The sequence below is a fragment of the Qipengyuania polymorpha genome (assembly GCF_019711435.1).
GTDB lineage: Bacteria > Pseudomonadota > Alphaproteobacteria > Sphingomonadales > Sphingomonadaceae > Qipengyuania > Qipengyuania polymorpha.
Genome location: NZ_JAIGNK010000001.1, coordinates 343813 through 365675, shown reverse-complemented (window position 1 = coordinate 365675; position 21863 = coordinate 343813). Strand labels below are relative to the sequence as shown.

Annotated in this window: 17 protein-coding genes, 1 tRNA gene and 1 pseudogene; 6 read left to right on the top strand and 13 right to left on the bottom strand. The window is 61.9% G+C overall.

Going from position 1 to position 21863, the window contains the following annotated elements; genetic code table 11:
• Positions 1 to 1502: 1502 nt before the first annotated feature.
• The 3 genes and pseudogenes from K3152_RS14400 to K3152_RS01785 all read right to left on the bottom strand — a co-directional run.
• Positions 1503 to 2003: pseudogene (locus K3152_RS14400) on the bottom strand (ParB/RepB/Spo0J family partition protein); the annotation flags it as partial.
• A gap of 99 nt (positions 2004 to 2102) precedes the next feature.
• The gene (locus tag K3152_RS01790; protein ID WP_221572372.1) at positions 2103 to 6350 is read right to left on the bottom strand and encodes a strawberry notch family protein; all 4248 of its coding nucleotides are present in this window, start codon (positions 6348 to 6350) and stop codon (positions 2103 to 2105) included.
• A gap of 78 nt (positions 6351 to 6428) precedes the next feature.
• On the bottom strand, positions 6429 to 7343 hold the full coding sequence (locus K3152_RS01785; protein ID WP_221572371.1) for a DUF7146 domain-containing protein: 915 nt from the start codon (positions 7341 to 7343) through the stop codon (positions 6429 to 6431).
• A gap of 83 nt (positions 7344 to 7426) precedes the next feature.
• On the opposite strand from K3152_RS01785, the gene K3152_RS01780 reads away from it, so the two are divergent.
• Complete coding sequence (locus K3152_RS01780; RefSeq protein ID WP_371170560.1) at positions 7427 to 8068, top strand: transglycosylase SLT domain-containing protein; 642 nt, start codon at positions 7427 to 7429, stop codon at positions 8066 to 8068.
• The gene (locus K3152_RS01775; protein ID WP_143256035.1) at positions 8044 to 8268 is read left to right on the top strand and encodes a DUF5818 domain-containing protein; all 225 of its coding nucleotides are present in this window, start codon (positions 8044 to 8046) and stop codon (positions 8266 to 8268) included. Before K3152_RS01780 ends, K3152_RS01775 begins: the two co-directional genes overlap by 25 nt.
• A gap of 9 nt (positions 8269 to 8277) precedes the next feature.
• On the opposite strand, the gene K3152_RS01770 is transcribed toward K3152_RS01775, so the two are convergent.
• From K3152_RS01770 to K3152_RS01740, 7 genes are all read right to left on the bottom strand, one after another.
• Entirely contained in the window at positions 8278 to 9531 is a 1254-nt protein-coding gene (locus K3152_RS01770; protein ID WP_007163739.1) for a tyrosine-type recombinase/integrase, read from the bottom strand.
• Between the two features lie 178 nt (positions 9532 to 9709).
• Positions 9710 to 9786: transfer RNA gene (locus tag K3152_RS01765), tRNA-Met, on the bottom strand.
• Positions 9787 to 9864: 78 nt separating this feature from the next.
• The gene (locus tag K3152_RS01760; protein WP_221572370.1) at positions 9865 to 10395 is read right to left on the bottom strand and encodes a 2'-5' RNA ligase family protein; all 531 of its coding nucleotides are present in this window, start codon (positions 10393 to 10395) and stop codon (positions 9865 to 9867) included.
• Positions 10392 to 11357 carry an endolytic transglycosylase MltG gene (mltG, locus tag K3152_RS01755; RefSeq protein WP_221572369.1) on the bottom strand — a complete coding sequence of 322 codons (966 nt, stop codon included), beginning with the start codon at positions 11355 to 11357 and terminating at the stop codon, positions 10392 to 10394. The genes K3152_RS01760 and mltG overlap by 4 nt, the downstream gene beginning before the upstream one ends.
• A 67-nt stretch (positions 11358 to 11424) precedes the next feature.
• On the bottom strand, positions 11425 to 11892 hold the full coding sequence (locus tag K3152_RS01750; RefSeq protein WP_221572368.1) for a hypothetical protein: 468 nt from the start codon (positions 11890 to 11892) through the stop codon (positions 11425 to 11427).
• Positions 11893 to 11905: 13 nt separating this feature from the next.
• Positions 11906 to 13168 (bottom strand): beta-ketoacyl-ACP synthase II, encoded by a 1263-nt coding sequence (fabF, locus tag K3152_RS01745; protein WP_221572367.1) that lies wholly within the window; start codon positions 13166 to 13168, stop codon positions 11906 to 11908.
• A 94-nt stretch (positions 13169 to 13262) separates the two neighbouring features.
• Positions 13263 to 13499 carry an acyl carrier protein gene (locus K3152_RS01740; protein ID WP_006834437.1) on the bottom strand — a complete coding sequence of 79 codons (237 nt, stop codon included), beginning with the start codon at positions 13497 to 13499 and terminating at the stop codon, positions 13263 to 13265.
• 153 nt (positions 13500 to 13652) lie between these two features.
• Here K3152_RS01740 and K3152_RS01735 point away from each other — a divergent pair, with 153 nt between their 5' ends.
• Both K3152_RS01735 and K3152_RS01730 read left to right on the top strand, forming a co-directional pair.
• Positions 13653 to 15623 (top strand): serine hydrolase domain-containing protein, encoded by a 1971-nt coding sequence (locus K3152_RS01735; RefSeq protein WP_221572366.1) that lies wholly within the window; start codon positions 13653 to 13655, stop codon positions 15621 to 15623.
• A gap of 111 nt (positions 15624 to 15734) precedes the next feature.
• Complete coding sequence (locus K3152_RS01730) at positions 15735 to 16166, top strand: ferritin-like domain-containing protein (protein ID WP_221572365.1); 432 nt, start codon at positions 15735 to 15737, stop codon at positions 16164 to 16166.
• Positions 16167 to 16243: 77 nt separating this feature from the next.
• Here the strand turns inward: K3152_RS01730 and K3152_RS01725 are convergent, their stop codons facing one another.
• Both K3152_RS01725 and aspS read right to left on the bottom strand, forming a co-directional pair.
• Positions 16244 to 17284, bottom strand: coding sequence for a hypothetical protein (locus tag K3152_RS01725; protein ID WP_221572364.1), 1041 nt, complete (start codon positions 17282 to 17284; stop codon positions 16244 to 16246).
• 148 nt (positions 17285 to 17432) lie between these two features.
• Complete coding sequence (aspS, locus tag K3152_RS01720; RefSeq protein ID WP_221572363.1) at positions 17433 to 19256, bottom strand: aspartate--tRNA ligase; 1824 nt, start codon at positions 19254 to 19256, stop codon at positions 17433 to 17435.
• A 159-nt stretch (positions 19257 to 19415) separates the two neighbouring features.
• On the opposite strand from aspS, the gene rnd reads away from it, so the two are divergent.
• A complete protein-coding gene (rnd, locus tag K3152_RS01715) occupies positions 19416 to 20642 on the top strand; it encodes a ribonuclease D (protein ID WP_221572362.1) in 1227 nt (408 codons plus the stop codon).
• On the top strand, positions 20639 to 21535 hold the full coding sequence (locus K3152_RS01710) for a hydrogen peroxide-inducible genes activator (protein ID WP_221572361.1): 897 nt from the start codon (positions 20639 to 20641) through the stop codon (positions 21533 to 21535). Before rnd ends, K3152_RS01710 begins: the two co-directional genes overlap by 4 nt.
• Here the strand turns inward: K3152_RS01710 and K3152_RS01705 are convergent.
• Positions 21532 to 21792: a hypothetical protein gene (locus K3152_RS01705; RefSeq protein WP_221572360.1), complete on the bottom strand. Its 261-nt coding sequence runs from the start codon at positions 21790 to 21792 to the stop codon at positions 21532 to 21534. The two genes, K3152_RS01710 and K3152_RS01705, sit on opposite strands and share 4 nt — an antisense overlap.
• Between the last annotated feature and the right edge of the window lie 71 nt (positions 21793 to 21863).

Here is a 21863-nt window from a genome sequence, read left to right as displayed (position 1 = left end):
CCCACCGAGTAGCCGGAACCTGTCAGGAGGAGTCAGGCAGCTTCCTCGGTAATTGTATCCTTCGTTTCGTCGACCGGTGAGAGCGTTAGTTCGTCATCCACAGGCTCGTTTGGAGAGCCGAAGCGCATGATCTCGGGCACCCACGCTCCCGCTCGCGTTTTCACATCCGCCTCGCCGATGAAATTGCCGGAGAAGATGCGCTCGGCTGCGCTCGCCAACTCTGCTTTCTTCGAACCTGCATAGCGACTGACGAGTTCGGGGCCGCCTGCTGCATCGAGCGCTTCGAGTGTACGCGCCTTGGCCACACGATCGAATAAGTTCGCCGCCGTCGGCCGCCACCAGTGCGCGGTCTCGATCTCGAGCAGCGACCCGAGGATTTCATGCAGCGGCGCCGAGCGATCGCCTTCACACGCAAGGCTCGCGACCAGCGTGCGGGATACGACATGACCGAGCCAGGCCGAACGTGCTTCATCGCTCAATGCGCGGAAGCGTTCGAACCGTTCGACATCGGTCTCGCCGGCGCGCCAGCTTTCGTCGAGCGAAGCGACAAATTCGGCGAGCGCAGCGCTTGCTGGGGCGTCCTTCGCCTCGAAGCCGACCACCGGTCCCGATGCTACCGAGCCGACCAGCGTCGATGCCTTCTTCGCGCGCCAGTCATGTCCATCGGCGTCTGCGAGCGTGAAGACCATGAAGTCGAGCGCAAGCGCAGGATCATTGGCCAAGTGGATCGCCAGGATATCGCGGCGCTGCATCGCGAGCTCGTCGAGCAGTCGCTGTGAAAGCGCTCCACTCTTGCGCTTGGTATCAGCGCCAGCATCCACCGGTTCGACTGCTCCGTCGTCAGCGTTGACGACTTCAACTTCGGTGTAGAATTGCGGCACCAATGCCGGTTCGCCATTGCGAGAGAGCACGAGGAACGCTCCAGCCTCCGACTTCAGCTCGTCGGCAAGCACCGGCGGACGATCGTTGAGATCGCGCATCGCGCGGTCGATCGAGACCAGTTCCTCTTCCGCCTTGGCGATCTCGCTTTCGTCGCTGTCCTCATCCTCAAGGATGGCGGCCGTCCGATCGTAGTCGGCTTCAAGGTCGCTGAGCTCACGAGCCTCGTCTTCGGTTAGCGGAGCCGGTTCGCATGGGAGCCGATTGAGGCCCTCGATGAGATCGTGGCTGACATAGTTGCCAAGCGTGGGTCGCACCCAGGCAAGACCGTGTTCTTCCGCGACCTTCTTCGCAGCATCATCCATCGCTTTCTGGGCAAGGTCTTCGAGAAGCGCGACATCGATCCAGCTCTCGCTGGCTTCGTCGTCGAACAGTTCGCGTTCGATCCGGCCGCCTGCAGCAAGGTAGGCATCGCGCCCGACCAGAACCGCGCGCGGATCGGAGCCACGAACAGTGGCATCAAGCACCATGCGCCGGATTGTGTCTGGCGTGACCTGGTACCAGGCATCCTTCAGTTCGGCAAAGACGTGCGCCTGACGATCGATGTCTGAGATTGCCCCATAGGCCTTGGCCATGTCGAGCGTGATTGCGCCTTCGGCGAGCGCTTCAAAGACACAAGGTGCGAGGCCTGCCAGACGCAGACGACCCTCGACAAAGCGGGCCGTGAGACCGAACCGGCGGGCAACGTCTTCGGTACTGGCTCCCGCCTCGATGATCGCAGCAAAAGCCTGTGCCTCGTCGGCCGGGTTCATTGCGAGGCGCTGGAAGTTCTCGGCGAGGCTTGCTTCGCGTACTTCGCTTTCCTCGCCTTCGATGACGAGACAAGTGACTTCGTGATTCTTGGGAAGAGAGCCCTCCTCGGCCAGCGCCTGGAGCTGAGCCAGACGGCGACCACCGGCCTCGACTTCGAACTTGCCGCGCTTTGCTTTTCGCACGACGAGGTTCTGCAAGAGTCCGCGGGCGGCAATGTCCGCCCGCAGCTGCAGGTCGGCAAGTACGTCGCTCGACTTGCGAACATTCCGCGGGCTTGGGACGAGCTTTTTCAAAGGAATAGACTGGATCATGGATTGTCTCCTGATGGATTGAAAAGCCACGCGACGGTGCATGGCCCGACAAGCCACCGGCTCCCTCCCCTCTCTCACGCTTGGTCATGGATTTGCCCTTCAGGCCGCAATGGCTGGGAGAACAGAGGATGCCTTCGACACGGGGACGAAAAGGCGCGTGCGGTAGCGGATGATCTCGGTGAAACAGCCCTTGGTCTTATACCAGTCGAGGCGCTCAGGCGCGTAACCGGTGAGTTCGAGGCGCTGCTCGCCGCCGACCAGAGAGCGCTTGATGGTCAGTGCGTCATGACTGGTAAGCGGCTGGGGTGTCCCGCTTGCCAGGACCAGTCTTCCGAGCTCAGCCGGAGCCGGACCGGACACACCCTTCAGGCCGAACGTCTCGGCGATCTTGGCGAGGTCGATATCGAGGACTTCGCGCCCGATGATCGAGCTGCCGTCCTCGGCGGCAAGCCGGGTGACGGGGACATGGTCGCCAGGCAGCCGCTTCCAGACCGGGAGCAGCAGTCCCGTGGCCAGATGCACTCGTTCAGTGACCGGCGAGGCCGCTGCGGCGCTCTCTTCTTGTGTCCACAGCTGAGAGAACTCGGTCACGCCGACCTCTTCCCACAAGCTTTCTCCAAGCGCCTCAAGCGTCCAGTTGACCGATTGAAGCGGGCGCAACAGGCGACGGCGTTCGATCGCCGCGCCATCATCGGCGATGAGGCGCCGCGCCGGAACTGACAGGGCCACCTTGCCCGAGCGCGCATTGCGCAGGGGAATGGCCTGGAGTGATCCGATTTCGTGCATCCGCACGAGACGTTTGAAGCGCAGCGGACGCAATTGGCGTTTCACTTCGAGCGAAACGAGGCGGGTTTCGGCCCCCGAAACAGGATCGGTGCGGAGAACTTCATCAGACAGCACCGCGAAGCTGTCGACGCGAACCGTTTCCAGCCCCAGATCGAGCGTGCCAGCCTCGCGTGCGGCCTCGATCCGCGCTTCAACAAGTCCGAGATATTCCTCGAAGATGCCGTTCTGCAGTGCGATCGGGAGCGCAAGTATGCGGTTGAGCCAGCGTTGGATGGAGGGAAGGTTATCGCTCAGGCCGCCGTCGGGGTTCTCGAGCTTGAGTCCCGTCCTCTCGACGAAGTCCCCGAAACCGACCGCCTCGAGCTTGCTGTCGTAAAGCAGGTGGAACCAGCGCGAGAGCGCGTCCTTGGCATAGTCGCTTTCGAGATTGTCGGCAGGGTCGAACAGGTTCTGACCGCCGGTCTGACGCTGGCCGCGTGTGAGAGCGCCCAATGCGTCGAGCCTTCGCGCGATTGTCGAGATGAAGCGGCGTTCGCCCTTCACATCGGTCGTGACCGGGCGGAACAGCGGCGCAGAAGCCTGGTTAGTACGGTTTGTCCGGCCAAGACCCTGGATTGCATTGTCCGCGCGCCAGCCCGGTTCGAGGAGAAAATGGACGCGGCGCTGCTGGTTCTGCGCATCGAGATCGGCGTGATAGGATCGGCCCGTACCCCCCGCGTCCGAGAAAATCAGAATACGCTTCGTCCCGTCCATGAAGCACTGTGCTTCAGCGACGTTGGCGCTTGCGCTTCGACGTTCAAGCCGCTGCTGACCGTCGCGTCCCAAGACCAACCTGCGCGTGCGGCCTGTGACCTCGGCCACAGCCTCGGTCCCGAAGTGCTCGATGATGGCATCGAGTGCAGTGGCGATTGGCGGAAGGGCGCAAAGCTGTTCGATCAGCGCGTCGCGCGCAGCGATGGCACGCGAGCAGAGAACGGGATTGCCGTGATCGTCGCTCATCGCTTCGGATCGCAAATTGCCTTCCTCGTCAGTGAAGACCTGCATCAGGCGCACCGGGAAGCTCTTCGCGAGATAGTCGATGACATATTCGCGCGGAGAGAGATCGATATCGAGCGCTTCTCGCTCCTCGTCCGAGAGATCGGCCAGGCGTCGGTCAAGCATGGCCTCAGCGGTCGAGACCAGCTGCACCACCACCGAATGATCATCGCCGAGCGCCTCTTCCATTGCCGGGATCAGGCTCGGCAGTTTCATCGAGAGCAGAAGCTGCCCAAAGAAGCGCTGCTTGGTGCCTTCGAATATCGAGAGCGCCGCTGCCTTGGCGTTGCGATTGAGCGTATCGCCGCTGTCCTCATCGACCACCCTTGTGGCTTCGAGTGCTTGGTCGAGATTGCGGTGGATGATCGCCCAGGCATCGGCGTAGGCATCGTAGATCCGCACCTGCGCCTGCGTGAGCTGATGTTCGAGGATCTCGTATTCGACCCCGGCAAAGGACAACGCACGGGCAAGGTAGAGCCCCTGTGCCTTGAGATCGCGGGCGACGAGTTCCATCGCCGCGACGCCGCCGGCGCGGATCTCGGTCATGAATGCCTGATGCGTTGGGAACGCGGTTTCTGGCCCCCACAGTCCAAGGCGGGCTGTGTAGCCGAGGTTGGCAATGTCAGACGCGCCGGTAGCGGAAGCGTACAGAACACGTGCTCGCGGCAGATGGTTCTGCAGCCTGAGACCTGCCATCCCTTGCTCCGATCCTTTGACATTGCGGCGGGTCGAGGAAGAGCCGAGCGCATTAGCCATGGAATGCGCTTCGTCGAAGGCAATCACGCCCTCGAATTGCTCGGCGGCCCAGTCGAGGATCTGATCGAGCCTTGTGTCCTCGGCGCGTCCCGAGCGAAGCGTTGGATAGGTTACAAACAGGATACCCTCCGCCATTGTCACAGGACTTCCGAGATTCCATCGGGAGAGCGGCTGGATGTCGAGCGGGAGCCCGCCAAGCGCCTCCCAGTCGCGGCGCGCGTCTTCGAGCAGTGCCTCGTTCTTGGTGATCCAGATGTGACGGCGTTGGCCCGAGAGCCAGCGATCCATCATGACGCCCGCGATTTGGCGACCCTTGCCTGCGCCCGTACCATCACCGAGGAAAAAGCCTTGCCGGTAGGAGTGACCGTCCTCCGCGAGTTCGACCGTCGTTCCTTTTTGGCTTGGACGGAATTGCCCGGGAAGGTCGCGGGTGAATGCCTCGCAAGCGTAGATCAGTGTTTCGCACTGTGCGGCCGAGAGCAGTTTGCCCTCCTGCCAGTTCACGGGAAGCAAAGGGCGCGCTTTCGCTACCGGTGCCGCGACCGAGCCCATCGCGACCGATTCTACGAGCGGCGTCGGGTGAACAGGTGCATCGTCCATGATGACGCGGCTCGGTCGGTAAGGCAGGTAGATGCCCGCCTGCTCGGGAACGGGTGCAGGCTCTGCCAGGGCTTCATAGTTGAGCGCGACTGCCGCGCTTTTCTGGGCGGCTGCAGTCAGGAAAGGAGCAACCGGCTTGCGCGAAGCAGCGCCGCTTACCGAGGTCGCAACCGAGCGTACCGGAAGGCGATGAACGTTGGCCTGCAAAGGCGCACGATCAGGCAAATGCGCTAGGCAGGAATTCAGTTCGGTGAGGTCGGCGAACTCCCCCGTGATCGTGGAAGCGTCCTGAAGAGGCTCCTTGTCGATGACGACCATTCTGACCGCGATCCCGGTTCCGCTTCGCGAGAATGCGCCCGACAGCCGGACGTCGAGCAGCAGCGACGCCTGTTCCTGGTCTTCGACAAAGGTCGCGGCGTCAAAGCTGTCCGGGAGAATGGCCACGAGGCGACCTCCTACCGCGCAAATCCGAAGCGCGCTGCGCAAGTGGCGCATTGCCGTGCGGCCATCGACGCCCCGCTCGCGGCTTCGAGCAAAGGGAGGATTCATCAGGATGACGCTGGGGTTGAGGCTGGAACTATGGCCATCGGTCAGTTCTGCAACCAACTCGCCATCATGTGCGGATAGCCGGGCATCTGGGAAGATATGCGCCAGCGCATCGCCGCGCGCGCGATCGATCTCGTTCAGCGTCAGCGAGCACCCTCGAACGTCGCCCCAAAGCGCAAGAGCGCCATTCCCGGCTGACGGTTCGAGAACGCGATCGCGCGGGGCGAGGCAAGCGGCTTTGGCCATCAGCCATCCAAGGATCGGCGGCGTCGAAAACTGCTGTAGCTCGACTTGGCAGTCGCTGCGCACGTGGCGAGGCGGTAAGGCTGCATCGAGCCAATCGAACCGTGCTGCAGCCTCGTGGAAACCTGTATCGAGGTCGATGCGTGAGAACTCGCGGAGCCAGAGCAAGGCGCCAATCTCGACCGCGTTGTTGTAGTCGTCGATGGTCCACGCACTGCCCCAGTCCTGCACGTCGGTTTGAGCGGCGAAAAACTCGGAAATGTCAGGTCGGGTGAGATGGCATCCATCCGCAAGTCGCCGGGAAATTCGTTCACCGATTGCGAAAGCGAGCGGAATTGTGCTCGATGTCTCGCGGTCTGGAAAAAAGTCTGACTGAAACATGGCTTGTCGTCCTCCTGGTTGAGGCATCGGGACATGCGCCCTCTGCCGGGTCAGGAATTCGAGAAGCTCTCTCTCCTCTTAGCGACACGCCTTTCGGCGCAGCCATGACTGGAGCTCGTCGTTCCAGTCGGTACCGCGCAACTTAGGCCGTCGAACTTGGATTTGCCGCCCTTCACGGAGATAGGCACCTCGCCCGCGCTCGGCTGCAAGGTCGCCGCCAGAATCGTGATCCACGAAGAGATGAAGGTCGCTCACGCTCTCCGGAATGGCAACCAGCCCGAAGCGTCCATTGCCCAGCGTTGCCCACGTCGGGATACCAGTGAGCGCATAGGCCGACATCGCGCTTTCAATGCCTTCGGCGAGACCGAGCCTTCCCTCGGCAGGTTCGAACAGACGTACCGCCGCCTCGCCGAGAGACCCCAGTGCGCGTTTCGGCTTCGCAAACAATGCCTGCGTATTGCCGCATTGCGACAGGAAAGTCCGGTGAACGGCAATCGGCCCCTCGTCGAGGCTGACCGCAGCGATCATCGCTGGCAGGAAGCGTGCGCGACCCTTCGGTCCAAGCGGCGTGCGCGGATGAAATTTCAGCGCATGGGACGTGGCGAGGATGCCGCGCCCTTCGAGGTAGGCCTTGGCAGGACTTCGGTGCAACGGTCGAGCATCGCGCCAGATGCGGAGTGCTGCAGCCGATGGCTGGCTGGAATAGCGCGGCTGGATCGGAAACTCGTCGGAGGAGCCTGAGAATAGCGCAGAGGTCTCGATCCCTTCTCGAGCGAGGGCAGCGAGCACGCTCGCCTGATCGCATCCGGCGAAACAATGCAGTAGGATAGCCCTCCGGCCAAGCGTAACGCCGAGCGAAGGGTTGCGGTCACCATGCGCGGGACAACGGGCCATGCCCTTGGTGCCTGACCACTTGCCGCCGCGGCTCTCGCAGAGCTTGCGAGCGGTGTCCTCTAGCGAGGGGCGGGATAGGGTTGAGTTCGAAACGGACATACTGGCTCCATCGCCGCACAATTGCCCCTGCAGACTGCCCCCTTTCCTCTTACCGGACGCGTATGGCGCTTTCCTACACCCTTATGTTCCATTTATGTTCTGCCACCTGTCCAGGCAAGACAAGAGAGAACGCAATGAGACGAAAATGGGTAACTGGCGTGTGTTGCGGGCTCGCAATTGCGATCCCCGCCATCGCTCAGGCGCAGGAGTTCCGGGTCTTTGATCATCGACTGAGCAGGGTCGAAAAGCCGGTAGACAATGAAGTTATGTACGATCCTTCTCTGGCGGTCATTGGGACCGAAGGAGGGTACCCATCGGCCGCCAACCGAAGTTTCAAGGAGACGCTCTACGAACCCCTCATCCGCCAAGCTGAAGCAAGGTATCGATTGCCGCCTCGCTTGCTCCAAGCATTGGTCTGGCAAGAATCTCGGTTTAATCCAATGGCGATCAGTCCGGCTGGTGCTGCCGGACTTGCGCAACTTATGCCTGCAACCGCACGAGAACTCGGCGTAACCAATCGGCACGACCCAGCTCAGAATATCGACGGTGGCGCGCGATATCTAAGGCAGATGCTCGACCGGTTTGGTGCGATCCATCTCGCATTGGCGGCCTACAATGCGGGACCCGGCGCGGTATCCCGTGCTGGTGGAATTCCAAGAAATCGGGAAACGCCGGGATATGTGAGGAGCGTTATCCAAAGATGGATGGCATACGGAGCACTATGAACACGAATCGGAAAAGGATCAGCGGACGGCTCGAGCATCTCCCGCGTGGGGCAGCTATCGTGACAGATGCAGGCGACCACTGGGTTCTGGAAGGCTACGAACCATCGAACGATGACTTCGGTTTCGAGGTCACCGCCGAGGGTGTCGTTGTGGGCTTTGACCGCCTTCGAGTTGAGTGGCTGGGCCAAGTCCCGGCATAGCACGCTAAATCACGCAGCTCTCAAGATCGCAACATTGCCTGTTTTTCCGCGCATCGCATCGAGGAAGTTCGCCCAATCTTGAAGCATCGCGCGACGGGGCGCCAGATACTCTGCGGCATTATAGGCCCCGCGAACTTCGTTCTCCTCGCTATGAGCCAGTTGAAGCTCGACCCAGTCTTCATGGTACTTTCGGATCCACATTGGCGGTTGGCCGACTTCGACAAGCTGTTCATTGGCCCATGTGCTCGCAAGACCTCTGAAGCCATGAACAGTCTGCCGACCGTGATAGCCCAGACGATACAAACCATAGATCATGGTGTTTTCGGATAGCGGCACTCCACGCTTCTGGCCGGGAAAGACATAGTCACTTTGAGAACATGCGATCATGTCCTTGGCGAGCGAAGCGGCTTGCATTGACAATGGTACGATATGCTCACGGTGCATCTTCATTCGATCAGGCCCGATGCGCCAAAGCGGAGAGTTTCCTTCTAGATCCTCGAACTCGTGCTTCTTGGCAAAACGAAGTTCCTTCGTTCTGACCCATGTCAGAAGCGCGAAGGTGAGCGCTGCGCGAGTAATCTCGGAGCGTCGCTCCCCTTCTTCATTGTATTGATCCAGCTTGTTTATGAGCTCTGGCAACAGAGCGAGCGGCAGTTTGGCCATATGCTTTACGCGAGGTCGCGGCTTCAGAGCGCCGCGAAGATGAGCCGTGGGGTCCGCATCGCAAAGCCCACTCGCGATGGCGAACTGGAAAACTTGGCCAATGCTCTGCTTCGCACGCCGACTGATATCCAGAGCCCCCCGTTCTTCAATATTGCGGATCACGCCTAAAACTTCAGGGGGGGTGATCTCGTGCATCATCCTTTCGCCCAATACCGGAAACACGTCCCGTTCCATCCGAGACCAGACACGCTTCGCATGAGCTGGATCAAGGCTGCTCTTTCGATTCTTGTGCCACATCTCAGCAACAGCCTTGAAGGTTTTCTCTGGCTCGAAATCTCGACCAGGCTTGTGGACCATCGGATCCTTGCCTTCGGCCAAGGCAGCCCTTGCAAGCGTCTTCAACTCACGCGCAGCCGCTATTCCGACGTCAGGATAAGCACCAAAGGAAAGCAGCTTCTCCTTTCCGCGATAGCGGTATTTCATGCGCCAGAGCTTCGAACCGTTCGCTTTTACGAGGAGGAATAGCCCTTCACCGTCGGCAAGCTTGTAGGGTCGTTCTGCCGCCTTCGCATTCTTGATCTGAATCTCACTCAAAGCCATTGGGGGTATCGCTCCTTTTCGGTACCCCCCGAAAGTACCCCCAAAATACCCCCACTCCAAATCCGGCTTCAAGCGCATGCAAGCGAACGCAAGCGGACGCGAATCAGCGACATGGTTTTGATTTCATTGTTTTTTTCGGATTTATACGGAAGAATGCGAACCCATGCGGATTCGAGAATGGTAGCGGAGGAGGGACTCGAACCCCCGACACGCGGATTATGATTCCGCTGCTCTAACCACCTGAGCTACTCCGCCCCGAAAGGCCTTGCCGCGGGCCTACAGGCCCGCTCGGCAGGCGGCGCATTTAGGGCGGGAAACCCATGCGGTCAACACTCATTTGCCCCTAAATGCGAAGCGGCGCAGGAATTCCCACGGGCCGCCGCGATAGGCGTGCAGCGCGAGGCCGGGAAAGGCGAAATCGCGCGGCTCGATAAGGCCTGAAAGTTCGGCCTGCAGCGCCTTGGCCTCCTTCGAGGTGACCTTGTTCTGGATGGTTACGTGGAGGCGCGGCCTGTGCTGGTCCTGCGCGGTCAGCATGCCGCGGAAATGCTCGGCGATTTCGTCGCGCAGGGCGAGGAGGTCGGGGCTCGACAGCTTGATGGCCGTCCCTCCGCCGAGCGACATCAGGCCCTCGATCCGCCCCTCGATCGGCGGGACTTCGCCCGCCAGCCGCGCGAGATAGCGGCGCAGCTCGTCCTCGCATTGCGCGGGGATGGCGTGGAACAGCGTGACATGCGCCTCGAGGTAATTGCGCTCGGGCGGGAAATGCTGCTTACGCAGGTCGGTATAGCGGCGATGCAAATCGGGCGGGAGCTGCGCCGTCAGGATGAGAGGCGCGCCCTCGCCATTCACCTCCGGGCTCACATTTCCCCGCGTTCGCGGCGCAGCTTGCGCCACGCGGCGGCGTTGCGATTGTGCTCTTCCAGCGTCTCGGCGAAGACATGCCCGCCGCTGCCGTCGGCGACATAATAGAGCGCCTTGGTCTCGGCCGGGTCGAGCACGGCGGCGATGCTCTCGCGGCCCGGATTGGTAATCGGGCCCGGTGGCAGGCCGGCGACCGCGCGCGTGTTGTAGGGATCCTTGCTGCGCAGTTCCGACACGCGGATACGGCGTCCAAGCGGCTTGCCCTTGGTAATCGGATAGATGGTCGTCGCATCTGCGCCCAGCATCATGCCGATGCGCACGCGGTTCGACATGACGCCTGCAACCATCGGCCGCTCGTCGGCCTGCGCGGTTTCCTTCTCGACGATGGAAGCGAGGATGAGCGCTTCTTCAGGCGAATCGACCACGGACCTATCGGTGCGCTTCTTCCATGCCTCGGCAAGATAGCGGTCCATCGCCGCCTGCATTCGCGCCAGCACCGCTGCACGGCTTTCCCCGCGTTCGAAATCATAGGTATCGGGCAGGACCGACCCCTCTTCCGGCACTTCAATGGAGCCGGTGAGCAGGTCTTCGGCCATCAGCCGCTCGTAGACGAGGATGGAAGGCAGTCCCTCGGGCACGGTGACGAAACGGCGAATGACTTTCCCGCTCTGGAAGGTTTCGAGGATTTGCGCCGGACTGGCATGGGCTGGCAGCATGAACTCGCCTGCCTGTATCGGGTCGCCCGAGCCGAGCAGCTTGGCGCGCAGCAGGAAGGCATCGGAGGAGCCAATAAGCCCCTCGTCGGCCAGTTGCCGGGCCACAGCCGTCAGTGTGGCGCCCTGAGGAACGATGAAAGTCGTGTCCTCCTCGACATCGGCCGAGCCGTACCACCCACTGGCGAACCATCCAGCACCCGCCACGGCGAGGAGGATAACGGCAATGAGGCAACCCAGTTTCTTCACGTCGTGTCTTTGCCTTCAATCAGTTGCGTGCGCTCGCTTTAGCGCCTCGGGAGGAACAAGGGAAAGCTCAATCGGCAGAAGGTGGCGGTGGCCGGTCCTGCGGGTCGATATCGATGGGGTAATCGGCATAGAATACCGGAAGGTCGCCGCTCTCCGCTTTGCCCAGCATCCAGGTCAGCCAGCCGGCATTGGCGTAATCGAGCCCCGCCCCTGCCGCGCAAAGGTCCGGGAAACGGTCGATGAATTTCGCGGCCATCTGGCGCGCCGTGTCGTGTTCGGCATCCATCCAGCGGAAATACTGGGCGTTATCGGCGCTGGTGTAGTAGGCGGGCTCGATATCGCCAGGCCCATCGACGAAAATCGTGCACCGCCAGTGAATGCCGCTTGGCGACATGCCCATGTCTGCGCGCAGCCGCTGGTAGCCGACCTTGTGCAATTCGTGCAGCATGCCCAGCAGGCGCAGACACCGGCGGTTTACCGCATTCGCCGGTCTCTGCTGCGCTACGGGGAGCGGCGTGAACCTGCCCGAATTCATTCAGCGATGACCGTCAGCCCTCGACCTTCTTGACGATGAGCGAGGCGTTGGTGCCGCCGAAGCCGAAGCTGTTGTTCAGCGCCGCCTTCACTTCGCGCTTTTTCGCGGTCAGCGGCACGAGGTCGACACCTTCGGTCCCTTCGTCCGGATCGTGCAGGTTGAGCGTCGGGGGCACGATCTGGTCGCGGATGGCGAGGATGCAGAAGATGGCTTCCACCGCGCCCGCACCGCCAAGGAGGTGGCCGATGGCGGACTTGGTGCTGCTCATCGAAGCGCCGCACAAATCGTCGCCCAGCACGCGCTTGACGGCGGCCAGTTCGATCGTGTCGGCCATGGTCGAAGTGCCGTGGGCATTGACGTAGTCGATGTCGCAGGGCTCGAGGCCCGACTTCTTTAGCGCCATCTTCATCGCCAGTTCCGCGCCGCGGCCTTCGGGGTGCGGGGCGGTGACGTGATAGGCATCGCCCGACAGGCCATAGCCGACGACTTCTGCGTAAATTGTCGCGCCGCGTGCCTTGGCGTGCTCGTATTCTTCCAGCACCACCACGCCTGCGCCTTCGCCCATGACGAAGCCGTCACGGTTCTTGTCGTAGGGGCGGCTGGCCTCTTCGGGGCGGTCGTTCATGCTCATGTTGAGCGCGCGTGCCTGCGCGAAGCCTGCGACGCCCAGCGGGTTGATAGTGCTTTCCGCACCGCCCGCCAGCATGATGTCGGCATCGTCGAGGGCAATCATGCGCGCCGCATCGCCAATCGAGTGCGCGCCGGTCGAACAGGCCGTGACGACGGCGTGGTTCGGGCCCATCAGGCCGTATTTGATCGAAACCTGGCCGCTGATGAGGTTGATGAGGCGCCCGTGGACGAAGTGCGGGCTGACACGGCCGGGGCCGCGCTCTGCCAGCACGAGCGATTCGCTCTCGATGCCCGGTAGGCCGCCGATGCCCGAGCCGATGGAGACACCGGCGCGTTCCTTGGTCGCGTCGTCCATCTCGGTGAGGCCGGCGTCTTCCAGCGCCTGTCCGGCGGCATCGATGCCGTAGACGATGAACGGGTCGACCTGGCGCTGGACCTTGTGGTCGACGCGCTTGTCGGGGTCGAAGCCGAATTCGTGGTCTTTCGGCTTCACCTCACAGGCGATGGTCGCCTTCTGGCCAGTGGTGTCGAAACGGGTGATCTGCCCCGCCCCGCTCTTGCCGGCGATAAGGTTTGACCAGGTGGTTTCGACGTCGCCTCCCAGCGGGGTGACGAGGCCAAGTCCGGTAACGACCACACGACGCATGAAATTCTCCGATAAAAAGACAACAGGCCCGGCCCATCATCAGGGTCGGGCCTGTCCGGTCCCGCATTACACGGGTACAAGAAGCAGTTGAGGCTTAGCCCTTGTGCTCTTCGATGTACTTGGTCGCGTCGCCGACGGTGGTGATCTTCTCAGCCGCATCGTCGGGGATTTCCACGCCGAACTCTTCTTCGAAGGCCATGACCAGCTCGACGATGTCGAGGCTGTCAGCGCCGAGGTCGTCGATGAAGCTGGCTTCCTGGGTGACCTTGTCTGCTTCGACGCCGAGATGCTCGACGACAATCTTCTGCACGCGGTCGGCAGTATCGCTCATTTATATTCCCTCTCAATCTTGGGGGTTATCAAATTGGGTCTCGCCCTAATCAAGGCAAGGGCCAAGCGCAAGGGGCAGGCGACATGAAGGCGAAATTGACCTGTAACGTAGCGTCATTACTATCGCCGCATCAAAGGGATGAGAGGACCCGATATGAAAAAGCTTGCCTGCGCAATTTCCGCCCTCCTGCTGACCGCATCCCCGCTGCCGCTGCTGGCGCAGGACGATGCGGCCCCCGAAACTGTCGAAACCGGCACGGGCGCGTCCATCGTCCCAGTCCCCGGCTGGGCGAGCGAAACGCGCGACGGCATGCTAGTCTTCACGGCACCCGAGGGCGATGCGTCAGCGGCGATTGTCGGCGTCACGGATGCTGAAACTGGCGCAGATGCAGTAGCGGCCGCGTGGGAGAAATTTGCGCCCGGCTTTGACCGCGAGGTGTCGATTTCGCAGGAGCCGCCTGCACGTGACGGGTGGGACAATATCACCGTCAGCAATTACGAGACCTCGCCTGCAGAAAAGCTGGTCCTGCAGGGCATCGCGCTCAAAAAGGGCGACCAGTACACCGTCGTGCTTATCCGCGGCGCCATGGCAACCATCGCCAAGCGCGGGGCGCAGCTGGGACAGGCCTTCGGCTCGCTCAAGCCCACTGATTTCGAGCGCGAGACCTTTGCAGGCCGTGAAGCAAACGAACTCACCCCTGCCCGCATCGCGGAGATTACCGGCTTCGTGGAGCGCGCGATGAAAGGGCTGGAAATTCCCGGCGTCGGCCTTGCGCTGGTGCAGGGTGACAAGATTATCTGGGAAGGCGGCCTCGGCACGACCGAGCTTGGCGGCGGCAAAAAGGTGGACGAGGACACCAGCTTCATGGTCGCCTCCAACACCAAGGGTATGGCGACGCTGCTGCTCTCCACCCTTGCCGACGAGGGCAAGCTGCAATGGGACCAGAAGGTCACCGAGCTTTATCCCGAATTCCGCCTCGGCAGCGCGGAAACGACCGACAGCGTGCTGGTCGAGCATCTCATCTGCGCCTGCACCGGCCTGCCGCGCAAGGACATGCAGTGGGTGTTCAATACGAACTCGGAGACGCCCGCCAGCGACACCTTCGTCCAGCTGGCCGCGACCGAGCCGACCAGCGGTTTCGGCGAGGTCTTCCAGTACAACAATCTGATGGCGAGCGCGGCCGGCTATATCGGCGGCCATCTCGTCTATCCCGACATGGAAGTGGGCGCAGCTTTCGACCGCGCGATGGACGAGCGCATCTTCGACCCGCTCGACATGGACCGCACGACCTTCGATTTCTCCGAAGCGATGGCGGAAAACTGGGCCCGCCCGCATGCGCGCGGCTATGCCGGGCCGGTCGAACTTGCGCCGATGGACTGGAACAACATGGTCTATCCCTACCGCCCCGCCGGCGGCGTGTGGTCGACCGCGCATGACATGGCGCTTTATGCGCTCAACGAACTGCGCGAGGGTACGTTGGCGGACGGGACCGACCTTGTCTCGGCCGAGAACCTCCTGAAGCGCCGCCAGCGCTACGTGCCGATTGGCGACCAGAGCTGGTACGGCATGGGGCTGATGGAAAGTGCGCGGCTGGGCAAAAACATCTATTTCCACGGCGGCAGCCTCATCGGCTACAAAAGCAACTTCTGGTTCATCCCCGAAGACGGCGTGGCGGCGGTGCTGCTGACCAATTCCGACACCGGACAGGGCCTCCTCGGCCTCTTCCAGCGCAAGCTGCTCGAAGTGCTTTACGACGGCGACGAAGAAGCAGAAGAAAACCTCGAAGCATCGGTGAAGCTGGGCGCAGAGGCCCGCGCCAAGGGCCGCGAGGATATCGTCGAGCGCGGCGATGCGGCCGTGCTGGCCGCCCTCGCCCCGCGCTATGTCAACGCTGACCTCGGCCCGCTCGTCATCGAACGCGATGGCGAGACCACATGGGGCGTGGTGACATCAGGGCGCTCGATGATCGGCACGAGGGCCAATGACGACGGCACCCATTCGCTCATCATGACCACGCCGGGCATGTTCGGCATGCCGTTGATCATCGGGGAGCGTGAAGGCAAGCGCGTGCTCATCCTGATAGACGCGCAGCACGAGTATGTTTTCGTGGAGGCCGATAGCTAATCGAAACCGGCTTTGCGTCAGAGCGAGTGCTGGGTGCGGGCAGTGCCGGACCCAGCCGCTTCCTTACCCGTTATTTGGGTGTCAACACTTTGAAAAAGGGAAGCAATTATCATGGCTACTACAGTATTTAAGAGCCTTACCGACACCACCTTCGATTCGGTCGAGGGCTATCGCCAGGCATGCGACAAGGCGGACAGCCCCCAGCTGAAGCAGGCGCTCCAGCAGCGTGCAAGCCAGCGTGAGAACACGCTTCGCCAGATGAACGCAGAGCTTGAGCGCCAGGGCGACGAACTCGTCACCAAGGGAACGCTGGCCGGCGAAGCCCACCAGATGTGGCAGAGCATCTCCAGCGCATTCGAGAGCGACGACGAAGCCGCTGCCGAGCGTGTCGAGGAAGGCGAAGACTACATCAAGGGCAAGTTTCAGGAAGCGCTCGAGAGCAACCAGCTCGAAGCCCAGGAACGCGCCGTCGTGGAGCAGTGCTACAACGAGATCTGCGAAGGCGAGCGCTTCGGCGACATGATCGAACAGCAGTACGACTGAACAAGCGAGTAGTCGTACGCAAAGAGGGCGCGGAGTTCAGTCTCCGCGCCCTTTTCCTTATTGCCAGTCGGCTGGACCTAGGAGGTCGAGGCCGATGACAGGCCTTCTGCAGTTTCGCTGTCTCGAACGGGTTTGCCGGGGTCCCGGTCTCCATCGGCAAGGTGCTCTGCTTCCGGCTCGCCATAATGTATGGCCAGTTGCTCTGCCGCCCTGCGCCTCGAGGCGATGCGCGAGAGACCTGCGGTCGGGTAATCCTTGCCGGCCTCCAGTTCGAGCGTAAGGTCATAGAGTTCTTCAGCGCCGTCGAGATCGCCCACGGCTTCACGGCAAAGGCCCGTGTTGAAGGTCAGCGTGATGTGACGAGGCTGTGCCTTGTTGAGCCGTTCGAACTCGCTGCAGGCTGCCTCCCAGTTCGACTTGGTCAGCCTAAGCGCCTTCTTGAACGGCTTGCGCAGCGGCTTGTCCATGTCCTTGCGACTTTCGAGCACACGGATGTCCTCATGGCGCTGGATAGGCGCGAGATCGCGGCGTACCTGCCAAGCGAAGCGGTCGACCATGCCGGTCACCATGTCGCTCGTGGAAGGAACCGAACTTTCGTTGCGGCAATAGCGCTTCGAATCGACTGTCGAGAAGCTGCGATCGTAAGCAAGCTCCTCGCGCGCATCGAGCATTTGTACTTCGCCGGTGAAACGAACGCTCAGCTCGCTGCAACTATAGGTGTAAGTGCGATACTGGACGCACTTGTCGTCGTCATCCCTCCGCACGCATTTGCGCTCTTCGGTGGTTCCCGCCTGAAGGCGTTCGACTTCGGTGAAGGCGGTGCCGTTGATCCAGGCAGTCTGGCCAGCATCTTCACCCGGAGCGGAATCGCGGCGCACCTCGAAATAGTCTTCGCCATCGATGCGCGCGCGCGCGATTGCATTGCGCAATGCAAGGGCGAACTTGGTGCCTTCATTGCCATCGAAACGCTCGACAACGATGGTCTGGAATTCGGATGGAGCATCCTGTTCGGCGGCATAGACCGCTGAAACCGGCAGGGTTTCGGCCCATGCAGGCGCAGCGCATACCCCTGCCGCACCTGCCGCGAGGATAGAAATCATCATGGTCGTTCGTGTCATTCTGGTGGCGCCCCCTTGCGTCATTTTACCTCCTCATGGGTCAGGAAAGTGATGGAAATCCGAACAGGACGCGGCAATTCCGCCGCCCCGAGCAGGTTTCTGGTCATCGAAGATGTGAATTCGAGCGCGGCTCGGGGCCGCGCCCGTGTCAGCCGTTGTCGCCGGCCTTGTCGACCCGCGTCGCCTCTGCCCCTTCGGGCCTGGGCGCATCGATGGTGCGGATGTGCACATCGCGCAGCTGGCGCGGGGAGACGAGCGACGGGGCGCCCATCATCAGGTCCTGCGCCTTCTGGTTCAGCGGGAAGGCAATCACCTCGCGAATGTTCGGCTCGTCGGCGAGCAGCATCACGATGCGGTCGATACCCGGGGCCGAGCCGCCATGCGGCGGTGCGCCCAGCTTGAAGGCCTCGATCATGCCGCTGAAATTCTCGTCGACATCGGCCTGCGTGTAGCCGGCGATTTCAAAGGCCTTGTACATGATGTCCGGGCGGTGGTTACGGATGGCGCCCGAGGACAGTTCGTAGCCGTTGCAGACGATGTCGTACTGCCAGGCAAGGATGTCGAGCGGGTCCTTGGTTTCCAGCGCTTCCATCTCGCCCTGCGGCATCGAGAAGGGGTTGTGGCTGAAGTCGACCTTCTTGAGTTCCTCGTCATATTCGAACATCGGGAAATCGACGATCCAGCAGAACTTGAAGCAGTTCTCTTCGATGAGCCCGAGCAGTTCGCCGACGCGGGTGCGCGCGGCACCGGCCAGCTTGGCGGCGTCCTTTTCCTTGCCCGCGGCAAAGAACAGGCCGTCGTTTTCGCCAAGGCCCAGCTCGGCATAGAGCTTTTCCATGCCTTCGGTGCCGTGGTTCTTGGCAATCGGACCGCCGAACTCGCCGCCCTTGCGGGTGACGTAGCCGAGACCGGCAAAGCCTTCCTTGCGCGCCCAGTCGTTCATTTCGTCGAAGAACTTGCGGCTCTTTTCGTGGGTGTTGGGAGCCGGGACCACGCGAACCTTGCCGCCCGTGCCGACAATCTTCTCGAACAGGCCGAAGCCCGACTTTTCGAAGTGCGAGGTGACGTCCGAGATGATTAGCGGGTTGCGCAGGTCGGGCTTGTCCGAGCCGTATTTAAGCATCGCTTCGGCATAGGGGATGCGCGGGAATTCACCGGCCGGCGTTACCGTCTTGCCGTTCGCGAATTCCTCGAACACGCCCGCGAGGACGGGTTCGATAGCCTGGAAGACGTCTTCCTGCGTCACGAAGCTCATCTCGAAGTCTAGCTGGTAGAATTCGGGGCTGCGGTCGGCGCGCAGGTCTTCGTCGCGGAAGCAAGGCGCAATCTGGAAGTAACGGTCGAAACCGGCGACCATCAGAAGCTGCTTGAACATCTGCGGCGCCTGCGGAAGCGCGTAGAAACGGCCCGGGTGGAGGCGGCTGGGCACGAGATAGTCGCGCGCGCCTTCGGGGCTGGATGCACCGAGGATCGGGGTCTGGAACTCGCTGAAGCCCTGGTCGGTCATGCGGCGGCGCAGCGAGGTGATGACCTGGTTGCGCAGCATGATGTTATTGTGGACGCGCTCGCGGCGCAGGTCGACGAAACGGTACTTGAGACGCGTTTCTTCCGGATAATCTTCCGCCTGATTGACGATGAGCGGCAGGTCGTCCGCACGGCTCTGCACCGTGATTTCACGGGCGAAGACTTCGATCTCGCCCGTCGGCAGGTTCTTGTTCACCGCCACTTCGTCACGCGCCTTCACCGTGCCGTCGATGGTGACGACCGATTCCAGCTTCATCTTTTCGAGCACGGGCAGTGCGGGGCTGTCGCTATCGGCGACAATCTGCGTGATGCCGTAGTGGTCGCGCAGGTCGACGAAGAGCACGCCGCCGTGGTCGCGCTTGTTATGCACCCAGCCCGACAGGCGAACGGTGTCGCCGACATTGTCCTTGGTCAGCTGTGCGCAGGTGTGGGTACGATAGGCGTGCATCTGGAATTCTTTCCAATTTGGGATGTATGGCGCTAAGGGCGCGAGCGTCGCGGCTCCTTAACTTGGAATCGCGCGCGCTAACAGGGCACCGGCGGGTTTTTGTCAAGGTCTGCCAATGGTGCGGGAGCGGTACTCCGCTCGAACGACAGAAATGATACGATGAAAATACATGATCTGATTACCGATACCGACACCCTCGCAGAGCTTTGCGAGCGCCTGGCGAAGAGCGATTTCGTCACCGTCGACACCGAATTCATGCGCGAGAACACCTATTGGCCCGAACTGTGCCTGGTGCAGATTGCGAATGAGGAAGAGGCAGCCGCCATCGACCCGCTGGCCGACGGCATCGACCTCCAGCCGCTGTGGGACCTGCTGTGCGACAATGAGGACGTCCTCAAGGTCTTCCACGCTGGCGGGCAGGATGTCGAGATTGTCTACAACTTCACCGGCAAGACGCCGCATCCCATCTTCGACACGCAAATCGCGATGATGGCCATCAGCCAGAACGAGCAGATAGGCTATGCCAATCTCGTCGACAGCTGGCTCGGCTTCACCATCGACAAGGGCGCGCGCTTCACCGACTGGAGCCGCCGTCCGCTGACCGACCGCCAGATCGAATACGCCATCGGCGACGTGACGCATCTTTCGAAGATCTTCCCGAAGATCCTCGACAAGCTCATCAAGACCGGCCGCGGCGGCTGGCTCGATGCGGAAATGGAAAAGCTCGCCGACCCGGCGAACTATGCCAACGATGCCGAGCTCGCATGGAAGCGCATCCGCTCGCCCGGGCGCAATCCCGCTGTGCTCGGCCGCCTGAAGGCGCTCGCCGCGTGGCGCGAAAGCGAAGCGCAGCACAAGAACATCCCGCGCGGCCGCATCATGCGCGACGAAACGCTGGCCGACATCGCCAGCCATCCGCCCAAGAAGCAGGGCGACCTCACCAAGGTGCGCGGGCTTTCCAACGCGTGGAAGGACAACGACATCGGCAAGCGCCTGATGAAGGTGATCGACAAGGCCGAACCGCTGCCCAAGGACGAAATGCCCGAAAAACCCAAGCGCGGTGCGCCGCTGGGCAAGGAGGGCGCGCTGGTGGCCGACCTCCTCAAGCTGCTGCTCAAGATCCGCGCCCGCGAAATCGATGTCGCCTCGCGGCTGCTGACACGGGCCGACGAGATGGAAGCGCTCGCCGCAGGGGTGCGCAAGCTGCCCATCCTGCAAGGCTGGCGTTACGAGGTGTTCGGCAAGGACGCGCTCGAACTCGTCGAGGGCCGCCTCGCCTTTGCGGTGAAGGACGGCAAGCTGCTGATGACCCATGTCGATGATGTCCACGCAGGGATGATGGCGGCAGCACAGGACGAGGTCATTACGGAAGCAGAGGCCGGGTGAGCACCTACCTCCCCACCCTCAAGCAGCTGCAATATCTCGTCGCGCTGCACGAGCACGGCCATTTCGGTCGCGCGGCCGAGGCCAGCTTCGTGTCGCAATCGACGCTGTCGGCGGGCATACGCGAACTGGAATCGCTGCTCGGCGTGACACTGGTCGAGCGCAGTCGAAGGGTCGTGCGCTTCACGGCACTGGGCAACCAGGTGGTCGAGAAGGCACACCGCGTACTGCGCGAGACCGAGGAACTCGCAGACCTCGTGCAGGCCGCGGGCAAGCCGCTGGCCGGACAGCTCCGCATGAGCGTGATCCCCACCATCGCGCCGTTCATGCTCCCGCGCTTCCTGCCGCGGCTGCGCAAGGAGCGGCCCGATCTCGAGCTTTTCCTGCGCGAGGAGACCAGCCACGATGCGGTCGAATCGCTCCAGCACGGACGGGTAGATTGCGTATTGCTCGCCCTCCCCTTCGCAACCGGCGAGGTCGACAAGGCGCATATCGCCGACGATCCGCTCTACGTCGCCTTCCCCAAGGACGACCCGCGCGACCCGCCGGAAATGGTCAGCGCAGACATGATCGACGATGGCCGCCTGCTGCTCCTCGAGGACGGGCATTGCCTTAAGGACCATGCGCTGGCGGCCTGTAACCGGCCCGAACTGCGCGGCTCGACCACGATGATCGGCACCAGCCTGCACACGCTGGTGCAGATGGTCGACAACGGGCTTGGTCTAACCATGCTGCCGCAAATGGCGGTGGAGGCCGGAATCCTGAAGGGAACCGAGGTCGTCGCCCGCCCCCTGAAGTCGAAACAGGCGAGCCGCGAGATTGCGCTCATCTGGCGCAAGAATTCACCGCGCCGGGAAGATTTCGAATTGTTGGCAGAAGAATTGCGCGCCGGTTAGGCGGGCTGTTCGGCTGGCTTCTTGGACTTCACGTATTTGTCCAGCTTCTTGTAAGCGAAAAGCGGGACGATGACGCTGAGAGCGATGCCTCCGAGGGCGCAAACGCCGAGGTAAATTGCCATGCCGGTCCCGCCGGATGCCCACATGCCATAGAGCACCGGGGCAGCGAGGATCAGGCCTCGAACCTCGTTGAACACCATGGCCACTGCTCCGAACTTGAGGAGCAGGCCGAGAAGCATATGAAGGGTTGCGCTCATGACTTACTGTCTAAACGCGAGTGGTTGAGAAAAGGTTTACCATGCAACACGCGTTGCATCGTGCGGTTGCC

Coding starts and splice junctions, on each gene's coding strand:
- K3152_RS01775 (WP_143256035.1), top strand. CDS start 8,044: ATGGATGGCATACGGAGCACTATGAACACGAATCGGAAAAGGATCAGC.
- K3152_RS01790 (WP_221572372.1), bottom strand. CDS start 6,350: ATGTTTCAGTCAGACTTTTTTCCAGACCGCGAGACATCGAGCACAATT.
- aspS (WP_221572363.1), bottom strand. CDS start 19,256: ATGCACGCCTATCGTACCCACACCTGCGCACAGCTGACCAAGGACAAT.
- K3152_RS01740 (WP_006834437.1), bottom strand. CDS start 13,499: ATGAGCGATACTGCCGACCGCGTGCAGAAGATTGTCGTCGAGCATCTC.
- K3152_RS01725 (WP_221572364.1), bottom strand. CDS start 17,284: ATGACACGAACGACCATGATGATTTCTATCCTCGCGGCAGGTGCGGCA.
- rnd (WP_221572362.1), top strand. CDS start 19,416: ATGAAAATACATGATCTGATTACCGATACCGACACCCTCGCAGAGCTT.
- K3152_RS01730 (WP_221572365.1), top strand. CDS start 15,735: ATGGCTACTACAGTATTTAAGAGCCTTACCGACACCACCTTCGATTCG.
- fabF (WP_221572367.1), bottom strand. CDS start 13,168: ATGCGTCGTGTGGTCGTTACCGGACTTGGCCTCGTCACCCCGCTGGGA.
- K3152_RS01735 (WP_221572366.1), top strand. CDS start 13,653: ATGAAAAAGCTTGCCTGCGCAATTTCCGCCCTCCTGCTGACCGCATCC.
- K3152_RS01785 (WP_221572371.1), bottom strand. CDS start 7,343: ATGTCCGTTTCGAACTCAACCCTATCCCGCCCCTCGCTAGAGGACACC.
- K3152_RS01770 (WP_007163739.1), bottom strand. CDS start 9,531: ATGGCTTTGAGTGAGATTCAGATCAAGAATGCGAAGGCGGCAGAACGA.
- K3152_RS01750 (WP_221572368.1), bottom strand. CDS start 11,892: ATGAATTCGGGCAGGTTCACGCCGCTCCCCGTAGCGCAGCAGAGACCG.
- K3152_RS01705 (WP_221572360.1), bottom strand. CDS start 21,792: ATGAGCGCAACCCTTCATATGCTTCTCGGCCTGCTCCTCAAGTTCGGA.
- K3152_RS01780 (WP_371170560.1), top strand. CDS start 7,427: ATGTTCCATTTATGTTCTGCCACCTGTCCAGGCAAGACAAGAGAGAAC.